Source organism: Streptomyces cucumeris (genome assembly GCF_024295805.1).
Lineage (GTDB): Bacteria > Actinomycetota > Actinomycetes > Streptomycetales > Streptomycetaceae > Streptomyces > Streptomyces cucumeris.
The window spans coordinates 412230-431596 of sequence record NZ_JANCLX010000003.1; the positions used below are offsets into that span (position 1 = coordinate 412230).

General features: G+C 68.1%; 17 protein-coding genes. 10 read left to right on the forward strand and 7 right to left on the reverse strand.

Going from position 1 to position 19367, the window contains the following annotated elements; genetic code table 11:
- Window positions 1-321 precede the first annotated feature (321 nt).
- Window positions 322-1260, reverse strand: coding sequence for a helix-turn-helix domain-containing protein (locus NMK44_RS06915; protein WP_254739402.1), 939 nt, complete (start codon window positions 1258-1260; stop codon window positions 322-324).
- Window positions 1261-1387: 127 nt separating this feature from the next.
- Between NMK44_RS06915 and NMK44_RS06920 the strand changes: the two genes are divergently transcribed.
- On the forward strand, window positions 1388-2431 hold the full coding sequence (locus tag NMK44_RS06920) for a saccharopine dehydrogenase family protein (protein WP_254739404.1): 1044 nt from the start codon (window positions 1388-1390) through the stop codon (window positions 2429-2431).
- A 24-nt stretch (window positions 2432-2455) separates the two neighbouring features.
- Here the strand turns inward: NMK44_RS06920 and NMK44_RS06925 are convergent, their stop codons facing one another.
- A complete protein-coding gene (locus NMK44_RS06925) occupies window positions 2456-2854 on the reverse strand; it encodes a VOC family protein (RefSeq protein WP_254739406.1) in 399 nt (132 codons plus the stop codon).
- Between the two features lie 102 nt (window positions 2855-2956).
- Between NMK44_RS06925 and NMK44_RS06930 the strand changes: the two genes are divergently transcribed.
- The gene (locus tag NMK44_RS06930) at window positions 2957-3979 is read left to right on the forward strand and encodes a helix-turn-helix transcriptional regulator (RefSeq protein WP_254739408.1); all 1023 of its coding nucleotides are present in this window, start codon (window positions 2957-2959) and stop codon (window positions 3977-3979) included.
- 27 nt (window positions 3980-4006) lie between these two features.
- Here NMK44_RS06930 and NMK44_RS06935 read toward each other — a convergent pair whose 3' ends face one another.
- Window positions 4007-4549 carry a class I SAM-dependent methyltransferase gene (locus tag NMK44_RS06935; RefSeq protein WP_254739410.1) on the reverse strand — a complete coding sequence of 181 codons (543 nt, stop codon included), beginning with the start codon at window positions 4547-4549 and terminating at the stop codon, window positions 4007-4009.
- 280 nt (window positions 4550-4829) lie between these two features.
- On the opposite strand from NMK44_RS06935, the gene NMK44_RS42405 reads away from it, so the two are divergent.
- From NMK44_RS42405 to NMK44_RS06950, 3 genes are all read left to right on the forward strand, one after another.
- Entirely contained in the window at window positions 4830-6422 is a 1593-nt protein-coding gene (locus tag NMK44_RS42405) for a restriction endonuclease fold toxin-2 domain-containing protein (RefSeq protein WP_254739412.1), read from the forward strand.
- A gap of 23 nt (window positions 6423-6445) precedes the next feature.
- On the forward strand, window positions 6446-6889 hold the full coding sequence (locus NMK44_RS06945; RefSeq protein WP_254739414.1) for a hypothetical protein: 444 nt from the start codon (window positions 6446-6448) through the stop codon (window positions 6887-6889).
- A 145-nt stretch (window positions 6890-7034) separates the two neighbouring features.
- A complete protein-coding gene (locus tag NMK44_RS06950) occupies window positions 7035-7346 on the forward strand; it encodes a putative quinol monooxygenase (protein WP_254739416.1) in 312 nt (103 codons plus the stop codon).
- Window positions 7347-7456: 110 nt separating this feature from the next.
- On the opposite strand, the gene NMK44_RS06955 is transcribed toward NMK44_RS06950, so the two are convergent.
- Together NMK44_RS06955 and NMK44_RS06960 are read right to left on the reverse strand one after the other, a co-directional pair.
- The gene (locus NMK44_RS06955) at window positions 7457-9289 is read right to left on the reverse strand and encodes a TerD family protein (protein WP_254739418.1); all 1833 of its coding nucleotides are present in this window, start codon (window positions 9287-9289) and stop codon (window positions 7457-7459) included.
- A gap of 414 nt (window positions 9290-9703) precedes the next feature.
- On the reverse strand, window positions 9704-10060 hold the full coding sequence (locus NMK44_RS06960) for a hypothetical protein (protein ID WP_254739489.1): 357 nt from the start codon (window positions 10058-10060) through the stop codon (window positions 9704-9706).
- 217 nt (window positions 10061-10277) lie between these two features.
- Here NMK44_RS06960 and NMK44_RS06965 point away from each other — a divergent pair, with 217 nt between their 5' ends.
- Entirely contained in the window at window positions 10278-11048 is a 771-nt protein-coding gene (locus NMK44_RS06965) for an HAD hydrolase family protein (protein ID WP_254739420.1), read from the forward strand.
- A 473-nt stretch (window positions 11049-11521) separates the two neighbouring features.
- Here the strand turns inward: NMK44_RS06965 and NMK44_RS06970 are convergent, their stop codons facing one another.
- Entirely contained in the window at window positions 11522-12148 is a 627-nt protein-coding gene (locus NMK44_RS06970; protein ID WP_254739422.1) for a class I SAM-dependent methyltransferase, read from the reverse strand.
- 63 nt (window positions 12149-12211) lie between these two features.
- Between NMK44_RS06970 and NMK44_RS06975 the strand changes: the two genes are divergently transcribed.
- Together NMK44_RS06975 and NMK44_RS06980 are read left to right on the forward strand one after the other, a co-directional pair.
- Window positions 12212-12874 carry a TetR/AcrR family transcriptional regulator gene (locus tag NMK44_RS06975; protein WP_254739424.1) on the forward strand — a complete coding sequence of 221 codons (663 nt, stop codon included), beginning with the start codon at window positions 12212-12214 and terminating at the stop codon, window positions 12872-12874.
- A 239-nt stretch (window positions 12875-13113) separates the two neighbouring features.
- Window positions 13114-15180 carry a discoidin domain-containing protein gene (locus tag NMK44_RS06980; RefSeq protein WP_254739426.1) on the forward strand — a complete coding sequence of 689 codons (2067 nt, stop codon included), beginning with the start codon at window positions 13114-13116 and terminating at the stop codon, window positions 15178-15180.
- Window positions 15181-15381: 201 nt separating this feature from the next.
- On the opposite strand, the gene NMK44_RS06985 is transcribed toward NMK44_RS06980, so the two are convergent.
- The gene (locus NMK44_RS06985) at window positions 15382-16029 is read right to left on the reverse strand and encodes a TetR/AcrR family transcriptional regulator (protein WP_254739428.1); all 648 of its coding nucleotides are present in this window, start codon (window positions 16027-16029) and stop codon (window positions 15382-15384) included.
- A gap of 67 nt (window positions 16030-16096) precedes the next feature.
- On the opposite strand from NMK44_RS06985, the gene NMK44_RS06990 reads away from it, so the two are divergent.
- On the forward strand, window positions 16097-17431 hold the full coding sequence (locus NMK44_RS06990) for a GH1 family beta-glucosidase (RefSeq protein WP_254739430.1): 1335 nt from the start codon (window positions 16097-16099) through the stop codon (window positions 17429-17431).
- 406 nt (window positions 17432-17837) lie between these two features.
- Window positions 17838-18881 (forward strand): TerC family protein, encoded by a 1044-nt coding sequence (locus NMK44_RS06995; RefSeq protein ID WP_254739432.1) that lies wholly within the window; start codon window positions 17838-17840, stop codon window positions 18879-18881.
- Window positions 18882-19367: the final 486 nt, after the last annotated feature.

Sequence of the window (19367 nt, forward strand, 5' to 3'; positions counted from 1 at the left end):
GGAGGGTCGATTCCTCGCCATCAAGCTGCGAGCCGAACTGGATGATGGTGACTGATTCCCATCGGTTCAGCCTTCGCCTCGGTGACCCGGAGCGGCTCATCAGGTACACACGACCGCGTCCCGCCGGGTGACGACGTCCCGCGTCCACCGCGATCCGCGGCAACGTCGCCGCCGTGACCTGCGGTGTCGCGGGATTCCGCATCGCCGTGCCACCTGGCGGGCCCGCCACCGCGGACACTCCGGACAGCGTGTCCCGGGACGTTGCCGACACATGTGAGGGGTGCTTGAACAGTGGGGTTCTTTCTAGGATTTACCGCCGCCTCAGGGGCGGAAGGTGCGGCGGTAGGCATCGGGCGGGACGCCGACGCTGCGGTGGAAGTGGCGGCGCAGGGTGGTGGCGGTGCCCATGCCCGTGGCGGCGGCAATGGTGTCCACGGTGGCGTTGGTGGTCTCCAGTAGCTCCTGGGCGTGGCGGATGCGCTGGGCGTGGAGCCATTGCAGTGGTGTGGTGCCGGTGAGGTGCTTGAAGTGGCGGCCGAGGTGGCGGGAGCTCATACGGGCCTGGCGGGCCAGATCCTCCACGGTGAGCGGTTGGTCCAGCCGCTCCAGCGCCCAGGGGAAGAGCCCGTCCAGCGGATGGTTGCTGCCCGGGGCGGGGAGGGGGGTGGCGATGAACTGGGCCTGGCCGCCGTCGCGATGGGGTGGGATGACCAGACGTCGGGCGATCTTGTTGGCGTCGGCCGAGCCGTGGTCGAGGCGGACCAGGTGCAGGCACAGGTCCATGGCGGCGGCCTTGCCCGCGGAGGTGAGGACGTCGCCGTTGTCGACGTAGAGGACGTCCGGATCGACGGTGGCCGCCGGGTGGCGCCGGGCCAGCTCATCGGTGTGGGCCCAGTGCGTGGTGGCGCGCCTGCCGTCGAGCAGTCCCGCCGCGCCGAGGACGAAGGCACCCGTGCACAGCGAGGCCACCCGGGCACCGGCCTCATGGGCGGCACGTACCGCCTCGACCAGCTCGGCGGGCGGTTCGCGGTCGGTGTCGGCCCAGCCGGGGACGATCACCGTGTCCGCCTGTGCGAGGTGGTCGAATCCGTGGTCGGGTTCGAGACGGAAACGGCCGACGTGTACCGGACCGCTTCCGCAGAGGGTGAAGTCGTACCAGGGATCCACGATGTGGGTCAGGTCGGATCCGAAGATCTCGACGGCCACGGACAGTTCGTAGTGGAGCATGCCGTCGGTGACGGCGAGGGCGACAGCAGCCATGTCCGAAACTGTACGCGGCATGTCGTTTCCGACACTCGTGAGGGGTGCCGCCGCACGGACAGGATGTGGGTGTCAGACCGCGGCGGCTCGACATCGCGGCGGGCGTTCGAGTGCACAGGAGAGTGTCATGGGGTCAGGTCAGCTGGTGGCGGTGTTCGGCGCGTACGGTCACACCGGGCGGTTCGTGGTCGCGGAGCTTGCCGCGCGTGGGTTCGTGCCGGTGCTGTCCGGGCGCAACGCGCAGCCGTTGGAGGAACTGGCCCGCGAGCACCGGCTGGAGGCCCGGGTGGCATCGGTCGAGGACCCGGCTTCGCTGGACCGGGCCCTGGCGGGCACGGCGGCGGTCATCAACTGCGCCGGCCCCTTCGCCTCGACCACCGGCCCCGTCATCGAGGCCGCGCTCCGCACGGGCATCCCCTACCTGGACGTGGCCGCCGAGCTCGAGGCCAACCTCGACACCTTCGCCCACTACCGCGAGCGGGCCCGGGAGGCGGGCGCGGTGATCGTCCCGGCCATGGCCTTCTTCGGCGGCCTCGGCGACCTGCTGGCCACCGCGGCGATGGGCGACTGGACCGAGGCCGACGAGGCCCACATCGTCTACGGGCTCAGCAGCTGGCACCCCACCACCGGCACCCGGCTGTCGGGCGCGGTCTCCCGCGAGCGGCGCGGCGACCACCGCCTGCGCTACAGCGGCGGACAGTGGGAGCGCCGCACCGACGCCGCGCCCACCCTGGAGTGGGCCTTCCCGGAACCGATGGGCCCCCGGCAGGTGATCGGGGAGTTCACGATGGCGGACGTCGTCACCGTTCCCCAGCATCTGTCCATCCCCGAGGTGACCACCTACATGAGCGCCGAGGCGGTCCGCGACATCGCGGATTCCCACACACCGGCCCCGACCGCCGCCGACGAGAGCGGGCGCTCCGACCAGACCTTCCTCGTCGACGTGGTCGTGCGCTCCGGCGGAGCCGAACGCCGGGCCACGGCCGCCGGCCAGGACATCTACGCCGTCACCGCACCCCTCGTCGCCGAGGCCCTCGAGCGCGTCCTGACCGGCCGCACCAAGGCCGTCGGCGTCGTCACCGCCGGCGAGGTCTTCGATGCCCCCGACTTCCTCCGGGCGCTCGCCCCGCATTTCGCGCTCGACCTGCACCCGCAGCAGCAGAACGCCTGATCCCGCCCGCGAGTGCGCCCGGTCTCAACGGGCGAACTTCTCCATGGCCGCCTGGGTGACCGGGGTGAAGAAGTTGACGAGGTTGCCGTCAGGGTCACGGAACAGCAGCGACCGGTTGCCCCAGGGCATCGTGGTCGGCTCGTTGACGAAGTCGGACACGAAGCCGGTCAGGTTCTCGTACACGCGGTCCACGTCATCGACCAGGAACTCGATGATCACGCTGTGGTTGTCGGCCGGGCGGGAAGAGCCCGGCGCGAACAGCGGGACGGTACGTGTGCTCGCGATGGCGAGGGTGGCGCCGGGCGTCTTGAGTTCGGCGAAGTCCTCGGTGGCCCAGGCCGCCGAGACCCCGGTGGCCTTCTCGTAGAACGAGACGAGGCGTGCGACATCACCGGTGATGACCCGGATCGAGACGAAGTCCATGATGCTCTCCCTGGATGCGTGAGATGCGTTGAGCCGTTGCACCTCGGACGCTAGAACACATACTGGACAGATTCCGTCCAGTATTCGCGCTAGCCTCGGAACATGTCCCGACCCACCGGCCGCGTGCTCACGCTCCTGGAACTGCTGCAGTCGGGCGGCACCCGGACGATGGCCGAACTCGCCGACCGGCTCGGCGTGGACGGACGCACCGTGCGGCGATACGTGGACCAGCTGATCGACCTCGACGTACCCGTCGAGGCGGTGCGCGGCCGCTACGGCGGCTACCGCCTCGCCCCCGGCTACCGCGTACCTCCGCTCATGCTCAGCGACGACGAGGCGCTCGCCGTACTGCTCGGACTGGTCGCCGGCCGCCGAACGGGGTTGATGACGACGACAGCCACCGCGAGCGAAACGGCGGCGGCCAAGATCCGGCGGGTACTGCCCGAGCGCCTCGCCCGCCGGCTCGCCACGGTCCTGGAATCCCTCGCCTTCACGGAACCGTCCGGCGAGTTCGCCACCCCCGACGCCGGGGTCCTGCTCACCGTCGCCGATGCGGTGCGTCACCGCCGACCGGTCTCGATCAGGTACACCGACCGCGACGGCCGCCGCAGCGACCGCACCCTGCACCCGTACGGACTCGTGGCCCATTCGGGCCGGTGGTACGTCACCGGTACGGATCCCGGGATCGGGGAGGACGAGGACCGTACCTTCCGGCTCGACCGCATCACGGACGCCAGAACCCTTCCCGGGTCGTTCGAGGCACCCGCCGGAGTGGACCCGGCTCAGCGTGTCCTGTCCGGGTTCGCCACCGCGGCGTACCGGCACGAGGTGACCTTGCGGATCCACGGAACGGTCGAGCAGATCCGCACCCGCTTTCCGGCTGGCGTCGCGAGCGTGGAGGACCCCGCCTCTGCACCCGGCACGGCCCCTGCGACCGAGCGCTGGCGGCACGTGGAACTACGGGCGGAGCGACTCGACTGGCTGCCCCCGCTCCTCGCCGCCCTCGACCGGCCGTTCATCATCGAGCGCCCCGACGAACTGCGCGACCTCGTCATCGCACTCGCCGACCGCCTCGCGACCCGCGCCCGTGCGCACGGCGACCAGGAGGAAGGCCCCGTCCCCTGAGATGCCACCGCCCGTGGCATCGGGCACTCAGGGCTTCCGGTGCACGGAAACGGCGTACTTCCCGTCGGCGTAAGGATCACGGGACCACGTCGCGTACCTGGCCTCCAGGGTGAGCCCCGCCGCGCGGCAGTGCGCGTCGTGGTCGTCCAGCGTGTAACCGCGGTCCAGGGCGAAACCCGCGACGAGACGGCCGCCCGGACGCACATGGGCCGCCGCCCCGGCCACCAGGGCCGGTTCCGTTCCCGGCGGGGTGAACAGGGGGACATTGCCCGCCAGCACGACGACATCGAACGACAACGCCAGGTCGAGGTGGACAAGGTCCTCCTGATACCAGCGGATCTCCGGCGCCAGCCGCCGGGCGGTGGCGAGCATCGACCCATCGGTGTCCACGCCCACCACCTCGATCCCGTGACGCACCAGCTCAATGGCCACCCGTCCGGTGCCGCACCCCGCGTCGAGGACCGTGCTGGGCCCGAAGGAGCGGACCAGCGCGGCTTCACCGTGAATGTCCCCACCCTCGGCGGCGATGCGGTCGAACCGCGACTGGTACTCGTCACCGTTCCACGTCATGCGGCCAGAGTGTCATACGCATGGACGCGCGCGAGGACCCGGCGTCGCACGCCACTTGCCGCTCCAGGCCCGCCCGAGGAAGCAACGGCCCAGCACCTCGCTTTGGACACACCCATGTTGGTGTGCCGGGGCTCTCCCTCGGTACGCACTTTCCCCCTATCCGCCAGAAAGGAAGCCCGCGTCGAACCAGACCCGCCTCTCCGCAAGTCGCACAGGGGTCCCGTGAGTTGCTCTCGATAAGCTGTTCGGGTTGTGGTTCGGCTCTGGGGGAGAAGCAGCAGTGGCAGACGTACACGTCAAATCAGACCAGTTAGTGGGCATTTCCGGCGGTTTCAACAAGCACATGAACTTCCTCGTGGAGGTCGTCAACGCCTTGGTAGTGGCGTTGGGGGCTTCCAAAGGCATGGCCGGCGATGACGAGGGGGGACGCAACTTCGCGAAGTTGTACCAGGGTGCCGCACGTGAAGCAGTGTTTCAGATGGCTTTCTCCACGTACACCATGGGCAACCTCTCCGCCAACGTGATGCAAATGGCCTTCGACTTCCTGCGGACGGACAGCAAGGTCGCAGCATCGATGCTGAACAAGTTCTCGCCGGACGAAGCCATCAATATGCTCAGAAGTCCAGCTCCGAGTCAGTGCGACCCGACCGGCAGTGAGGATGACCTCCCGGAAGTCGTCGACAAAGAGACCTGGTGGGACGACTTCACCACGACAGGGCCGCGCGGAAACCCGAGCAGGGCCAAGGAGGCAGGGAAAGCTTGGCGTAAAGCTGGGGAACTACTGGATGAGACGCGAATCAGCGCGCAGACAGGCCAGCAGATACTGGTCAAGGACTGGGCCGGACAAGCAGTCACGGGATTTGTCAGCTACTTCGACATCTTCATAGGCAGGGGTGACCGCCCCTCAAAAACAACTCAGAACGAGGCACTGTTGGCGAATATCGCCACGGCTTGCCATGAGATTGCGGACTCCTGCGACGCCTACGCCGGGCACGTGGAGGACGCCAAGAACGATAAGCTGTGGTCTCCCCCCGATTCCGTGTATGACAACGACAACGACCATGGCCTCAACGAGGCAGTCTGCGCCGACACGAAGATCAACGGGTTGGGACGGATTCCAGGAATTCTCGACGGATCGGGCCGCCGGGCGAAGCTGCCCGAACCTTCAGCTCCCTGGGACCCGGGCCTCCCGTCCATCTTCCCGGCGCCTCCCTTGCGTGTGCCGATGCCCGCGATCCCGGTGGCAGCGAAGGCTCCGGGCGGAACCCCGGGCCCAAGCAGCGTCTTGCTAGCGTTCTACGAGCGACCTGACCATCTGAAGCCAAAACCGCCACGCCCCGGCGTGAACCCCAAGGGCCCGATCCCCCCGGAGCCCGGCGCGAAGAGATTGAGCCCAGCGGAGCAGGCCCGTTTCCGTAAGTGGATGTCCGGCCTCCATCAACACGACTTCGCTAACAATCGAACCGAGAAGGACCCAGCCAACCGCTATCAGGCCGATACCGCGGGCTATCCTGAGTACGATCTTCCCTTGCCACCTGACGGAGGCAAGAAGAACGTCCAGCAAGCGGATGGACTGCGAGCAGAAGACGGATACGCTCTCGACGCCAAGTATGTCAAGAAGCCGAATTCATGCGAATCGCCACGCACACTGGAAAAGCTCCAACTCCCCGACGACGTTAAGAAGCCATGGGAAATCAGCAACCATGGGGGTGATAACCGTGAGATCAGGGACTACGGTCGCGCGATCAATGCTGATGGAAGCAAGGTCAAAGGCCTCGAAGTCATCACGAACGGCCCGGAAACCATGGCGTATTGGCAGTACCTGATGGCAAAACAGGGCGTGCCGGGAAGCGTTCGGTACCACCCCGGTTAGAACGACCGAAGAGAGAGCGATCAATGACTCCCGATGAAGCCGCACTCGTCATCACGAACTACTACTTCGCCCCAGCTGAAGGTGAGCAGTGGCAGGTTACTCCTGAACGATTCGCCCAGGAAGCCGAGGATCGGTGGCCCAATTGCACAACCAACACTGCTGCGAGCGAAGTCAGCACTGGCCTGGAAGTTGAGTTTGCGATGACCTTCAGCAACGAGGCCGAACGGCATGGGGCTTACAACCCAAGCCACGGGCTAAGTCTCTACGGTCACACAGCTTTGGACGCAGCCGAGTTCATGTCCTGGTTTGTCACCATGCTCGAGCCCGACTTGCGTGTCCTGTTCAACAACGCGGAGTCCATCGAGGACGGCGACTACGACGACCACGTTCTGCCGCGTTCGATGGGCGTGCGGCCCATGGCCGAGGCATTGGCCACGCATCTGGCCGGAGCGCTCCTCGAGGAGTGAAGCCGTCGGCGGCAGCCTGGGGGGACCTGGATTCGCGGCGGGCCAACCGACAGAACGGGACGCACGATGAAAGATCGCCTACCGTGACTGGTTGTCCGAGCCTCCGCGCTACCGGCAAAGACACAGCCCACCTCTGAGGAGCACGTTGTTCGACCTCATCGTCATCATCCGGGTCTCCGAGGGCGCAAGCATCGATCCTGTTGCCGACGCCCTGTCCCGGATGCGTCCCTTGTGCCTGGCAGAAGACGGCTGCGTCAGCTGGGAGGCGTACCAGTCACACCAGGACCCCCACCGCTTCGTCCTGGTCGAGCACTGGGCCAGCCGCGCCGACTGGGAGGCACACGACGCCGGTGACGCCATCCAGAAGATCTACATCCCGGAGATCATGCCGCACATCGAGCGCGAAGTGCATCCGAGCATGCGCGTGCATCGCCCGCACGAAGCGGTGACCGAGTGAATCCGTCACGGGTGTCCGACCGGCTCGGCGGACACCCGTGACCGGGAGCGCCCAGCCGCGAGTCCGGGTGCGCGACGACGGGCTCGGATCTCCCGGAGAACGCCCGTGGGTCAGTCGGTGACATCGACTCCGTAGCCGCGGGCGAGGTCGGCCAGACCATGGTCGTAGCCTTGGCCGACGGCGCGCAGCCGCCAGCTCTCTCCTCGGCGGTAGAGCTCAGCGAGGATCATGGTGCGCTCTGTGGTGGCGGCGTCGAGGGTGGCTCGGGCGGTCGGAGCCGCGCCGATCCCGCAGCTGGCGGTGATCTCGATGGCCCCGACGTCTGAGAAGGTCGCGGTGCCATCGATCGCGGCGGCGATGACGACCCGGTGGATCTCCACGGGCAGGCGCTCCAAGTCCGTGATGACGGCTTGCTCCGTGGGGCCGTCCGTGGCGAGCCGCACGGTGCCGTCCGGGTGCTCGGGTGTGCGGTAGAAGACGAAGTCCTCGTCCCCGGCCACGTGTTCCTGCGCGTCGACCGCGAAAGCGACGACGTCCACTTCGCAGACGGTCTGTTGACGCCATGTGGCGGCAACCGTCCAGGCCGTGCCGGTGCCGGGCAGGTCGATGACGGCGCCTCGGACCAGTACCTCTCCCGTCTCCGGCCGGCTCCCAGCCGCGCTCTGTGCCGGCGGAGGCGTGGGGGCGAGCAGCCAGTCGGCGTCGTGGACAGGGAGGCCGAGGGCGGTGATGCGCGGCATACGGCGATCCGCTTCGCCGCCGGACAGCACGACGACATCGGTCACACTGGCGGAGAGATTGACCGCCGCGGACGCACCAAGGGCAACGGCACGGGCACGGGCTTCTGCAGCCGCGTCGTGGGCGCCGCCGAGGACCAGGACCCTGCGTCCGGTGAGCGACCGGGCCGTACCGGCGGTGGGCGCGACCGGCATGGCCGTAGGCGGTGCCGGGACACTCAGTCCGGGTCCCGGCTGTGCGGTCGTCTCGCTCGCGGCCATCTCGGCTGCGGGACGCCGACGGGCGGTGCCCTTGGCGCGGCCGGGCTGTACATTTCCCAGCAGCCGCAGGTAGGTCGGCTCGTCCACGAGGGGAACGCCCTCGTCCGCGGCGCGACGCAGCTTCCCGGATGCGGTGCCGGGGTCATTGGTGACGACGACGCTGGTCTGACCGCTGACCGAGGTCATCATGTTCAAGCCGGCCGCCACCGAGCGGGCGACCAGTTCCTCGCGGGAGATCTGAGTGTCCCCGGTGATGGCGACCTTCATGCCCTGCACCAGCGACCCACCCGACTTCATACGGCCGGGATTGCGATACGGGCAGGGCGTCTTGGGAACGTACGGCCTGTAGTCCTGGCGGGGCGGGCACTCCAGCAGCGGCAGGGACAAGCCCAGTCGCTCGGCGGCGCCGAGCGAGCCGCGCAGGATGCCGGAGAGCACTCGGACGTCGTCCTGTGCATCGTGGGCCTTCTCCTGGCGCACGCCGTAGTGCGCGGCGAGGGTGCCCAGCTTGAGGTCGGACGTCGCGGGCCCGACCAGCCGATTGAGGGCCAGTGTGCACAACCGTCTGCTGACCGGGGCCCAGGAGCGGACATGGGCGAACTCATGGGCCAGGAAGTCGTAGTCGAACTGCGCGTTGTGGGCGACCATGACCCGACTGCTGAGCAGAGCCCCCACCTGCGGCGCGACCTGTTCGAAGGTGGGGGCGTCGGCGAGTCGCTCGGGGGTGAGGCCGTGGATGTGGACCGGACCGGGGTCGCAGCCCGGGTTGAGGAGAGTGAAGAACTCCCCCGTCTGATTGCCGTGTGCGTCCAGTGTGAGCATCGCCAGGGACAGGACGCGGTCCCGTCCCGGTCTCAGTCCGGAGGTCTCCACGTCCACGAGCACCCAGTCGTGGAAGAAGTCAGGCAGCGTCGGCCACTTCGGCCTCGACGACGGCAGGGTCATAGGTGGCCTCCCCCCCCCGGAAACAGCGGCGCGCTCGGCCTCTCCGTGGTGAGGTCGGCGGGGTCGGATTTTCGCATGTCTCGCGTGCTGTTCGTGGTGAATCCGTGATGGGAAGGCAGATCGGGCTCGTCCCGGTCATCGTTCGGTCTCGGCGACGGCTGAGAGGCAGTGTTGCCTGCTTCCGCCCCGCACCCTGCGCCCCGCAGCTCGCCAACTTGCCTGCGCATCATGCGATGTGTGAGTCGGCGTTCATGGATGTCGCCCTCCGCGCCGACACGGACCAGCGCCAGGCCGGGCAGCGATGGTGTGTCGTGGTGCGGCTACCAGGATGCAGTCCGCGACGAGCACAGATCACACCAGCCACACCGAGATCACCGCACCGGGTCAGCGTGTCACTCAGTGAGTCTCCCCGCCTCAGCGGAACTCGTGGATCACCTGGATCTCGCCGATGATGTGGGCGTTGAAGTCGTCCAGGTCCTCGGCCGGAACCCAGAGCTCGAGAATCGTCTGCCCGCCGGTCTGCTGGATGGGATACCGGCTCAAGAACCCCGACTCGACCTCGAAACGAGTGACGAAGCCGGCGCCATCGTGCTTCACGTTCCAGTCTCGCGCGATCCTGACCGCGTAGTCCTCGTTGAGGACCGGGTAGAAGATCGGCTGCTCGGGCAGCCGGGGCGGCCAGGCACGCCAGTTCAGCTCCCGAACCAGATCCAGCTCCGCGGGGCCGGTGGGACGCCACAGAGTTGTTGCTTGCCGGCCGGTCATCTGCATCGCTCCCTGAGCGTGGGTCACCGTACGAAAGGTGGGAGAGCGGACGATACCGGCAGCGAACTCGGCGGCCACGCGATTCCGCACCCTGACCGGTCGTTACGGGACCATCCTTCGGCCGTGTCTCCTGTGCTCTTCGCACGCCGGCAGGTATCGGTGCGGAGCCGTGACCTCAGCGGACAACAGGCCGTGTACGGCGTCGGCTCGATATCATCTCGCCGTGATCATTTCCAGCGCCAGCACCACGGTCTTCGACATCGACGGTACTCTCTGCTTCGACGGACGGATGATCGACAGCAAGATCTTGGCAGCCATCGAGGACTGCGAACGTGTCGGCCACCAACTGGTCTTCGCCTCCGCCCGGCCGGTCCGCGACCTTCTGCCCGTCCTCGACGGGGCGTTCCCCACCGCCACGCTGATAGGCGGGAACGGCAGCCTTGTCTCGGTCGGCGGCCAGATCCGAGCACGTGCCGCGTTCGGTACCGACGAACTCGGCCAACTGCTGGCGGAAGCCGAGCGGTTCCGGGCCGGCTACCTCGCCGACGGCCCCTGGGACTACGCCTACACCGGTCCGGCCGACCACCCGATCCTCAGCCGTGTCGACCAGGGCCGCCTCGCCCGCCAGGTCGAACTCACCGATCTCCCTGCCGTCGTGAAGTTCCTCGTGGTCGACGCGACCGATATGACAGCCCTCGCAGAGGCCGGCCGCACCCTCGGGATGACCGTCAACCACCACCTCGACGAGGCGATCATCGATTTCGCCCCGGGCGCCACGAACAAGTGGCAGGCGCTGGTCTCGCTGGGGATCGACCAGTACAACGCCTTCGGCAACGACATCAACGACCTCGACCTGCTGCGCAACGCACAGCACGGGGTCCGCGTCGGTACCCACCCAGGCCTGGACGGCGTCGCCCGTGTCACCGTCGCCCCCGACCCGGACGCCGTCGCCGCCGAGATCTCCCTCTTGGCCGCCGCGACGCCTGCGGCCTGAGGGCTGTACCGTCGGTCAACTGGGCATCCCGATCGAGGATGGCCGCTACGCCTCGCGATCGCCTCCGGGCGGTCGTCCGCCACACTGAACCCGGCGCAGGCTGTTGCGGATCTGGTGATCTGGTGCACCAGCCGCGGGAAGACCGCGCGGATGTGCCGTCGACGCAGGCAATCCCGGATCACGCGGAACGAGTACGCGCGATCCGCGTCACCGGCACCGGCACCGGCACCGGCACCGACGGCAGCGGCCCACGCACGCAAGGCCGACACGTCGATGCGTACCGCGTCGCCATGTCCGGCCATGTCCGCGGGACTTGACGGTCCGTGGCAGGCGCCTCCTCGTCACACGTGTCCGCGCCGGCCAGCTCGTCGCCCATGCCGTCGGCGGAAACTCCGCGTCGCGCACGAGATGAACACGTATGAGAACGACCGCAGCCGACATCCGCGGCCCGACGGCGCCCGGTGCGGCTGAGCTCACGCCGCGGCGGCGGCGCGGTGCAGCGTGAACCAGAACGTCGGGACCGGGTTGGTGCCGGGTGTCACGTCGACCAGCTGCCACCCGGTGAACCTGGCGCTGAGTTCGTCGGCGGTGACGCCGGAGATCGGGTCGTCGAACGCCTCGGGCCCGTACCCGAACATCAGCAGTCGTGCGCCGGGCGCGGCACGCTGCGTGAGGCCGGCCGCGTAGGCGTCGCGGCGGTGCGGTGGGATCCCGCAGTAGCAGCTCAGGTCGAAGAACAGATCGTACGGGCCGGGCACGCCCACCTCGTCGAGTCGGGTGGCGTCGCCGCACAGCACCGTGACATCCGCTCCGGCTGCGGCAGCCTTCTCCCTCGCCTGCCGGACCGCGCGGTCGACCAGGTCGACGGCCGCCACCCGCCAGCCATGCCGGGCCAGATACACCGCGTTGGTTCCGGTTCCGCAGCCGAGTTCGAGGACCTGGCCCGGCATCAGCGCGCCGGGCCACTCCACCAGGGCCATGAGCTCGGGCGGCGTGATGCCGCTGTCCCACGGCGGCTTGCCGTCCCGGTAGAAGTCCTCCAACTCACGGCGCACCGCCGCCTCCTGGTCGAGCTCCGCTGCCGTCCAGGTCTTACTCATCACTACCCCTCCAAGAATTTAGAGTCTTCCTCTAGTGACTGACTCTAGAGATAGACTCCCGATATGGATGCGGTCAAGGGATCCGACGGACAGAACGTCAAGCGCCCCGACAAGCGGGCCGAGCGCTCGCGGCGCACCCGCGAGAAGATCGTCGCGGCGGCGCGGGACCTGTTCGTCGCGCAGGGGTACGGCGCGACAAGCCTCCAGGAGGTCGCGGATCGCGCGGGCGTGGCCGTTCAGACCGTGTACTTCGTGTTCCGCAACAAGCGCGCGCTGTTCAAAGATGTCGTCGACACGTCCATCGCGGGCGATGCCGAACCGATCGCCACGATGGACCGCGACTGGTTCCGCGCCGCGTGCGCCGAACCCACCGCGGCCGGGCAACTGCGCGCGCACCTGCGGGGCGTACGCGACATCCTCGGCCGTGTCGCCCCGATCATGCCGCTGATCGCGGCTGCGGCGGCCACGGACCCGGAGATCGCCGCGCAGTGGCCCGCCGACCCCGACCCGCGCTACACCGTCCAGCACGCGGCAGCGGAGGCACTGATCTCCAAGCCCGACGTCCGCCCCGGCATCGATACCGCCCGCGCCGCCGACCTGCTGTACGGGCTGCTCAGCCCGGAGCTGTACCTGCTCTTCGTCCACAACCGGGGCTGGTCCCCCGAGGCCTGGGAGGAGTGGGCCCGCGCGGCCCTCACGACCGCCCTCTGCGCTGATCACGCGTAGGCCACCGACCCTTGGGGCGCCGTGAACAAGCGCCCGTCTTCATGAGTCGTCGCTGAGAACCGGGCGCCTGAAACACCCTCAAGAAACAGCCTGGGCTGTTCACGACGACCTCAAGCGTGGAAGCGCACCAAGGACTGGTGAACTCCCGAACGTGAACGCCGCCAGGGGGTTGGCGTTGCGGGCTCGCGTCCCTAACGTAGAGCGGAATATGAGCACCGCTCACATTTAAGGATCACGCGATGGCCATCGTTCAACCTCTGCGCCGCGGACTCCGATCGCTCGCGGTCGTGTCGCTGCTTCTCGCCGTGACCGCCCTGGTGCTCGGTCCGGCGCCCAGCTCCGCGGCGGAGTCCAACTGGTGGGATCCGTCCGCGAGGCCCGCACCCGACTCGCAGATCAACGTCACGGGCGAGCCCTTCAAGGGCACCGACTCCCAGGGCCGCGTCAGGGGTTTCGTCGACGCCCACGACCACATCATGTCCAATGAGGGCTTCGGCGGCCGGCTGATCTGCGGCAAGCCGTTCTCGGACCAGGGCGTCACCGATGCGCTCAAGGACTGCCCCGAGCACTACCCCGACGGCTCGCTCGCCATCTTCGACATGATCACCAAGGGCGGCGACGGCAAGCACGACCCCAATGGGTGGCCCACCTTCAAGGACTGGCCCGCCCATGACTCGCTGACCCATCAGCAGAACTACTACGCCTGGATCGAGCGGGCATGGCGCGGCGGCCAGCGGGTGCTGGTCAACGACCTGGTCACCAACGGCGTGATCTGCTCGGTGTACTTCTTCAAGGACCGCGGCTGTGACGAGATGACCGCCATTCGTCTCGAGGCGAAGAAGACGTACGACATGCAGGCCTTCATCGACAAGATGTACGGCGGCCCGGGCAAGGGCTGGTTCCGGATCGTCACGGACAGCGCGCAGGCCCGCAAGGTCATCGAGCAGGGCAAGCTGGCCGTCGTCCTGGGCGTCGAGACCTCGGAGCCGTTCGGCTGCAAGCAGATCCTGGACGTCGCGCAGTGCAGCAAGGGGGATATCGACCGGGGCCTGGACGAGCTGAAGGAACTGGGCGTCAGCAGCATGTTCCTGTGCCACAAGTTCGACAACGCACTGTGCGGGGTGCGCTTCGACTCCGGCACGCTCGGTACGGCCATCAACGTGGGCCAGTTCCTGTCGACCGGCACGTTCTGGAAGACGGAGACCTGCCGCGGCCCGCAGCACGACAACCCCATCGGCAACGCGGCGGCACCGGAGGCGGAGAAGCGGCTCCCGAAGGGCGTGGCCGTCCCCTCGTACGCCTCGGGCGCGCAGTGCAACACCCGCGGACTGACCGACCTGGGCGCGTACGCGGTGCGCGGCATGATGAAGCGCAACATGATGCTGGAGCTTGACCATATGAGCGTCAAGGCCGCTGATCAGGCCTTCGACATCCTCGAATCCGAGTCGTACCCCGGCGCCATCTCCTCGCACAGCTGGATGGACCTGGGCTGGACCGAACGCCTCTACAAGCTCGGCGGGTTCGCCGCCCAGTACATGAGCGGCTCCGAGGCCTTCAGCGCGGAGGCCAAGCGCACGGACGCGCTGCGCGAGAAGTACAACGTCGGCTACGGCTACGGCACCGACATGAACGGTGTCGGAGGCTGGCCGGCGCCACGGGGCGGGGACACCCCGAACCCGGTGAAGTACCCCTTCCGCAGCACGGACGGCGGCTCGGTGATCGACAAGCAGACCACCGGCGAACGCACATGGGACTTCAACACCGCCGGCGGCGCGCACTACGGCTTGGTGCCGGACTGGATCGAGGACATCCGGATCGTCGGCGGTCAGGGGGTCGTCGACGACCTCTTCTCGGGAGCCGAGTCCTACCTCCGCACCTGGGGGAACTCCGAGAAGTACCAGGCCGGGAAGAACCTCGCCGCGGGCGCGGCCGCGACGGCGTCCTCGTCGGAGTGGTGGAACCCGGTCGTCAGCTTCAAGCCCGGGAAGGCGGTGGACGGCGACACGGGCACCCGCTGGGCCAGCGAGTGGAACGACGACCAGTGGCTGCGGATCGATCTCGGATCCGCGCAGCCGGTCAAGCGCGTCACCCTCGACTGGGAGCGAGCGTACGCGAAGTCGTACCGCGTCGAGGTGTCGGAGGACGGCACGAACTGGAAGTCGGTGTGGTCCACGGCCTCCGGCGACGGCGGCCTGGACACGGCCCGTTTCACCGAAGCCCAGGCGCGCTACGTACGCGTCAAGGGGCTGGAGCGCGGCACCCAGTGGGGCTACTCGCTTCGCGAGGTCGGCGTCTACGGCGGCTGAGGCACCGACGAGTCGGTGTCCAGGGCCCGGGCCCTGGCCCTGGCCCGGCTCCGGTGGAGCGTTCTTCGATGCTCGCCGCGTGCCTTCCCGGACGGCTACCGGATCAGCCCGCGGCATCTGGTGCAGGCGGCACCTCCCAGGGGTAGTTGGGAGGTGCCGTTGCCGGACGTCGCGGACCCGAGGTGATCCACAAGCCACGGCCTAGTCCTGCTGACGGGTCGCCAGGTGCCGGATGCGATCGTTCAGATAGCTGATGAGGACTCGTTTGCACTCAGCGATCAGCTGGGGGTCGCCCTGCGGATCCGTACGGAAGGCCAGTTGCAGCACACCGTCCGCGCACTCAAGGGCCACCCGCACGGCGATCTCGAGTTCGGCGTTGTCCTGGACACCGGTCAGGGACGCGGTCAGTGTGCGCAGCGACCCGGCGACCGCGGTGTTGTTGTCGCAGTTCGGCTCCAGGATGTGGCCCTGTCCCACCACGCCGAAGTCGACCACGCCGAACCCGGTGATCGTCCGGCGCATGGCGATGTACTCGTCGACGGTCACCTCCACGATGCCCGGGATGCCGGCGGGCGCCTCGCGCTCCAGCCGGTCCGCGACCCGCGCCAGGAAGGACTCCAGATTGCGGGCGGCGAGCGCGCCGATCAGCCCCTCCCTGTCGGAGAAGAACTGGTAGAGGGTGCCGATGGGTACCTCCGCTCTGCGTGCCACCTCCTTGGTGGTCAGCGCGGCATAGCCGGCCTCGTCCAGGAGTTCGGCGCAGGCATCCAGCAGCCGTTCGAAGCGTTCGACGCTGCGCTTCTGGACCGGCAGCCGTCGCAGCGCCCCCGCAGCGCGGTCTTGATTCATGCTTCCAGCATCCCATCGCAACGGCTAACATGAGCACCACTCATGTTTCGCGTTTCGGGGGGTGTGCGTGACACTGGACCATCTGCCCGTGGACTTCATCTGGGGTGTCTCGACGGCGTCGTACCAGATCGAGGGCGCCACCGAGGAGGACGGTCGCGGACCGTCGGTATGGGACACCTTCACCGCCCGCCCCGGCACGATCCGCGACGGGCACACCGGTGATGTGGCCTGCGACCACTACCACCGGTACGAGGAGGACCTCGCGCTGATGGCCGAGGCGGGCCTCACCGGCTACCGCTTCTCCATCGCCTGGCCCCGGATCCAGCCGACCGGCAGGGGCGAGGTCAACCTCCGGGGCCTGGACTTCTATGACCGGCTGGTCGACGGCCTGCTGGTGCACGGCATCGAACCCGTCCCGACCCTGTTCCACTGGGACCTCCCGCAAGGCCTCGAGGACGACGGCGGCTGGCTGAACCGCGACACCGCGCACCGCTTCGCCGAGTACGCCGCCGTCATGGCCGACAAGCTGGGAGACCGCGTCCAGAAGTGGATCACGCTCAACGAGCCGTTCATCCATATGGTCTGGGGCTACGGCCTCGGCACCCACGCACCGGGCCGCACTCTGTTCCTGGACTGCCTGCCGGTCGCCCACCATCAGTTGCTCGGTCATGGCCTGGCGCTGAGGGAACTGCGGGCGCGCGGCCTCCAGGTGATGATCTCCAACAACTGCACCCCGGTCTGGCCCGCCTCGGACACCCCCGCCGACCGCACCGCCGCGCGGGCCTATGACAGCCTGCACAACCGGCTGTTCAACGATCCGATCCTCATGGGCACCTACCCCGACCTGTCGGCCTTCGGCTCGGACGCCTCGCTCGGCCGCTCCGTCCGGGACGGCGATCTCGAACTGATCTCGGCACCCCTGGACGCGCTCGGTATCAACTACTACAACCCGACCCGGATCCGGACACCGACGTCCGAGGGGCTGCCGTTCGAAGAGGCCCCCATCGAGGGCTACCGCCGCACCGCCTTCGACTGGCCCGTCGTCCCCGACGGTCTACGGGAACTGCTCGTCGGCCTCAAGGAGCGCTACCCGGCACTCCCGCCGGTCCACATCACGGAGAACGGCTGCTCGGCCGAGGACGTCGTCGCCGCGGACGGCACCATCGCGGACCTCGACCGCATCGACTACCTCGACACCCACCTCCGGGCCGTCGACGCCGCCGTGGCCCAGGGCGTGGACGTACGCGGCTACTTCACCTGGACCCTGCTGGACAACTTCGAATGGGCCGAGGGTTTCCACCAGCGCTTCGGACTCGTCCACGTCGACCACGACACCCAGGTGCGCACCCCGAAGGCGTCCTTCGCGTGGTACCGCGACCTCATCCGCGCGCACCGCGGCTGAGCTCCCGGAACAGGACGCAGCACAGGTCAGGCAGCTCCCAGCGGCGTTCGCGCCGGCTCAGCCCAGACGCCCGCGCTCCGATTCTTCCCGATACTCAGGGCAGTCAGGGTTGCGGCACGGGCCGGGGCTCCACACGGGCACGAAGATCCCGAGAGTCTTGTGCCGCTTGATGACCGTGTCCAGGGCGCCCTTGCAGGCCGGGCATGCAAGCGCCTCCTGCGGGCCGTCCCTACGCTTTACTTTACTCATTCTTTAATAATAGCCGCCTCGGGTGATAAAAGTAGTGTCTCGTTCAATTTCTCGCTCCGAGGGCATTGCTGCACTCGCTGGGTCCGGCGAATTGCCGCAAACTCCTGTATGAGGGTCTGCGCGTTCGCAAGGGCAGGACACGGAGAAGGTGGCTGACGTGCTCGAGGTCCCACTCTGGCTCTGGGGAGCGTTCGCCGCGACAGTGGTGGGGTCGCTGGCGGTAGACCTGCTGGCCCACCGCACCGCCCACGTCATCGGCTTCAAGGAGGCTGCTGCCTGGAGCTGCCTGTGGGTGGGCCTGGCACTGGCCTTCGCCGGTGTCGTCTTTCTCGTCCTCGGCACAAAGGCCGGTACCGAATACACCACCGCGTGGCTGCTGGAGAAGAGCCTGTCGGTGGACAACCTTTTCGTCTTCGCAGTGATCTTCGCCTATTTCAAGGTCCCTCGTGCCTACCAGCACCGGGTCCTGTTCTTCGGCGTGATGGGCGCCCTGATCTTCCGCGGGATCTTTCTCTCGCTCGGCGTCGCCGTCGTCAGCCGCTTCACCGCCGTGCTGTTCGCCTTCGCCGCGGTGCTCTTCTACAGCACCTACAAGCTCCTCAAAGGCGACGAGGAGACCTTCGACCCGGACAAGAGCTTCGCCTTGCGACTATTGCGCAAGATCGTCCCCGTGCGGGACGAGTACGCGGGCATGAAGTTCTTCGTCAAGGAGGCCGGCAAACGCGTGGCGACCCCGCTCCTCGCGGTGGTCGCCGCGATCGAGGGCGCCGACCTGATCTTCGCGGTCGACAGTGTTCCCGCCGTCCTGGCCGTCAGCGATGACGCCTTCATCGTCTACACCAGCAACGCGTTCGCGATCCTGGGCCTGCGGGCCCTGTACTTCATGCTCGCGGGCCTGCTGGACCGCTTCCACTACCTGAACAAGGGCCTCGCGATCATCCTCAGCTTCATCGGCGTCAAGCTCATCCTCCAGGCGTCCCACAAGATGATCAGTAGCAGCATCCCGGAGATCCCCTCGCCGATCAGCCTCGCGGTCATCGTGATCGTTCTGGCCGCATCCGTCGCCCTCAGCCTGCTACGCCCCGCCCCGGCCCACCCGGCCCCCGGGGGTGAAGACGAACAGGAGGATCCGGCAACCATGCGCCCTGGACCGGGCAGCCCCCTGGGCGCGGAGCGGGAGCCACGCGACGACCCGCCCTGAACCACGTGACCGTATGCCACCTGCCCCCTGACCCCTGGCCCCGAGAAACAACTGAGTTGAGCTCCGCCCGGGCCGGGGCATGCCTCCCCTGCGGTCCAAGTGGCACGGCCGCTTCGGGTCGAAGTAGCCAGCCGTTCACAACTCTTCTGTCAGGGAGCGCAGTTCGGCCACCACGTCGGCGCCGGACGGTGCGTGATCGGGGTCGGCCGGCCACTGCGGCATCGGGCCGGAGAGCAGCGCGAGCGGCACCGATCGGGCACTGCAGAAACCGCATGAAGTCACCGCACACCGGACAGGATCTTCGCCCCCGGAGGGACGCCGTCACCGACCTGGGCCCGGGGCGGCCGCGTTTCCCCGAGCCGCACATGGCCGGGGCCGGGCGCGGTCCGGGGAGGATGCGGCTGCTGCGGCGGGGGGGGGGGGGCCCGGGCCCCCCCCCCCCCCCCCCCCCACCCCCCCGGGGGGGTTAAAACCCCCCCCCCCCCC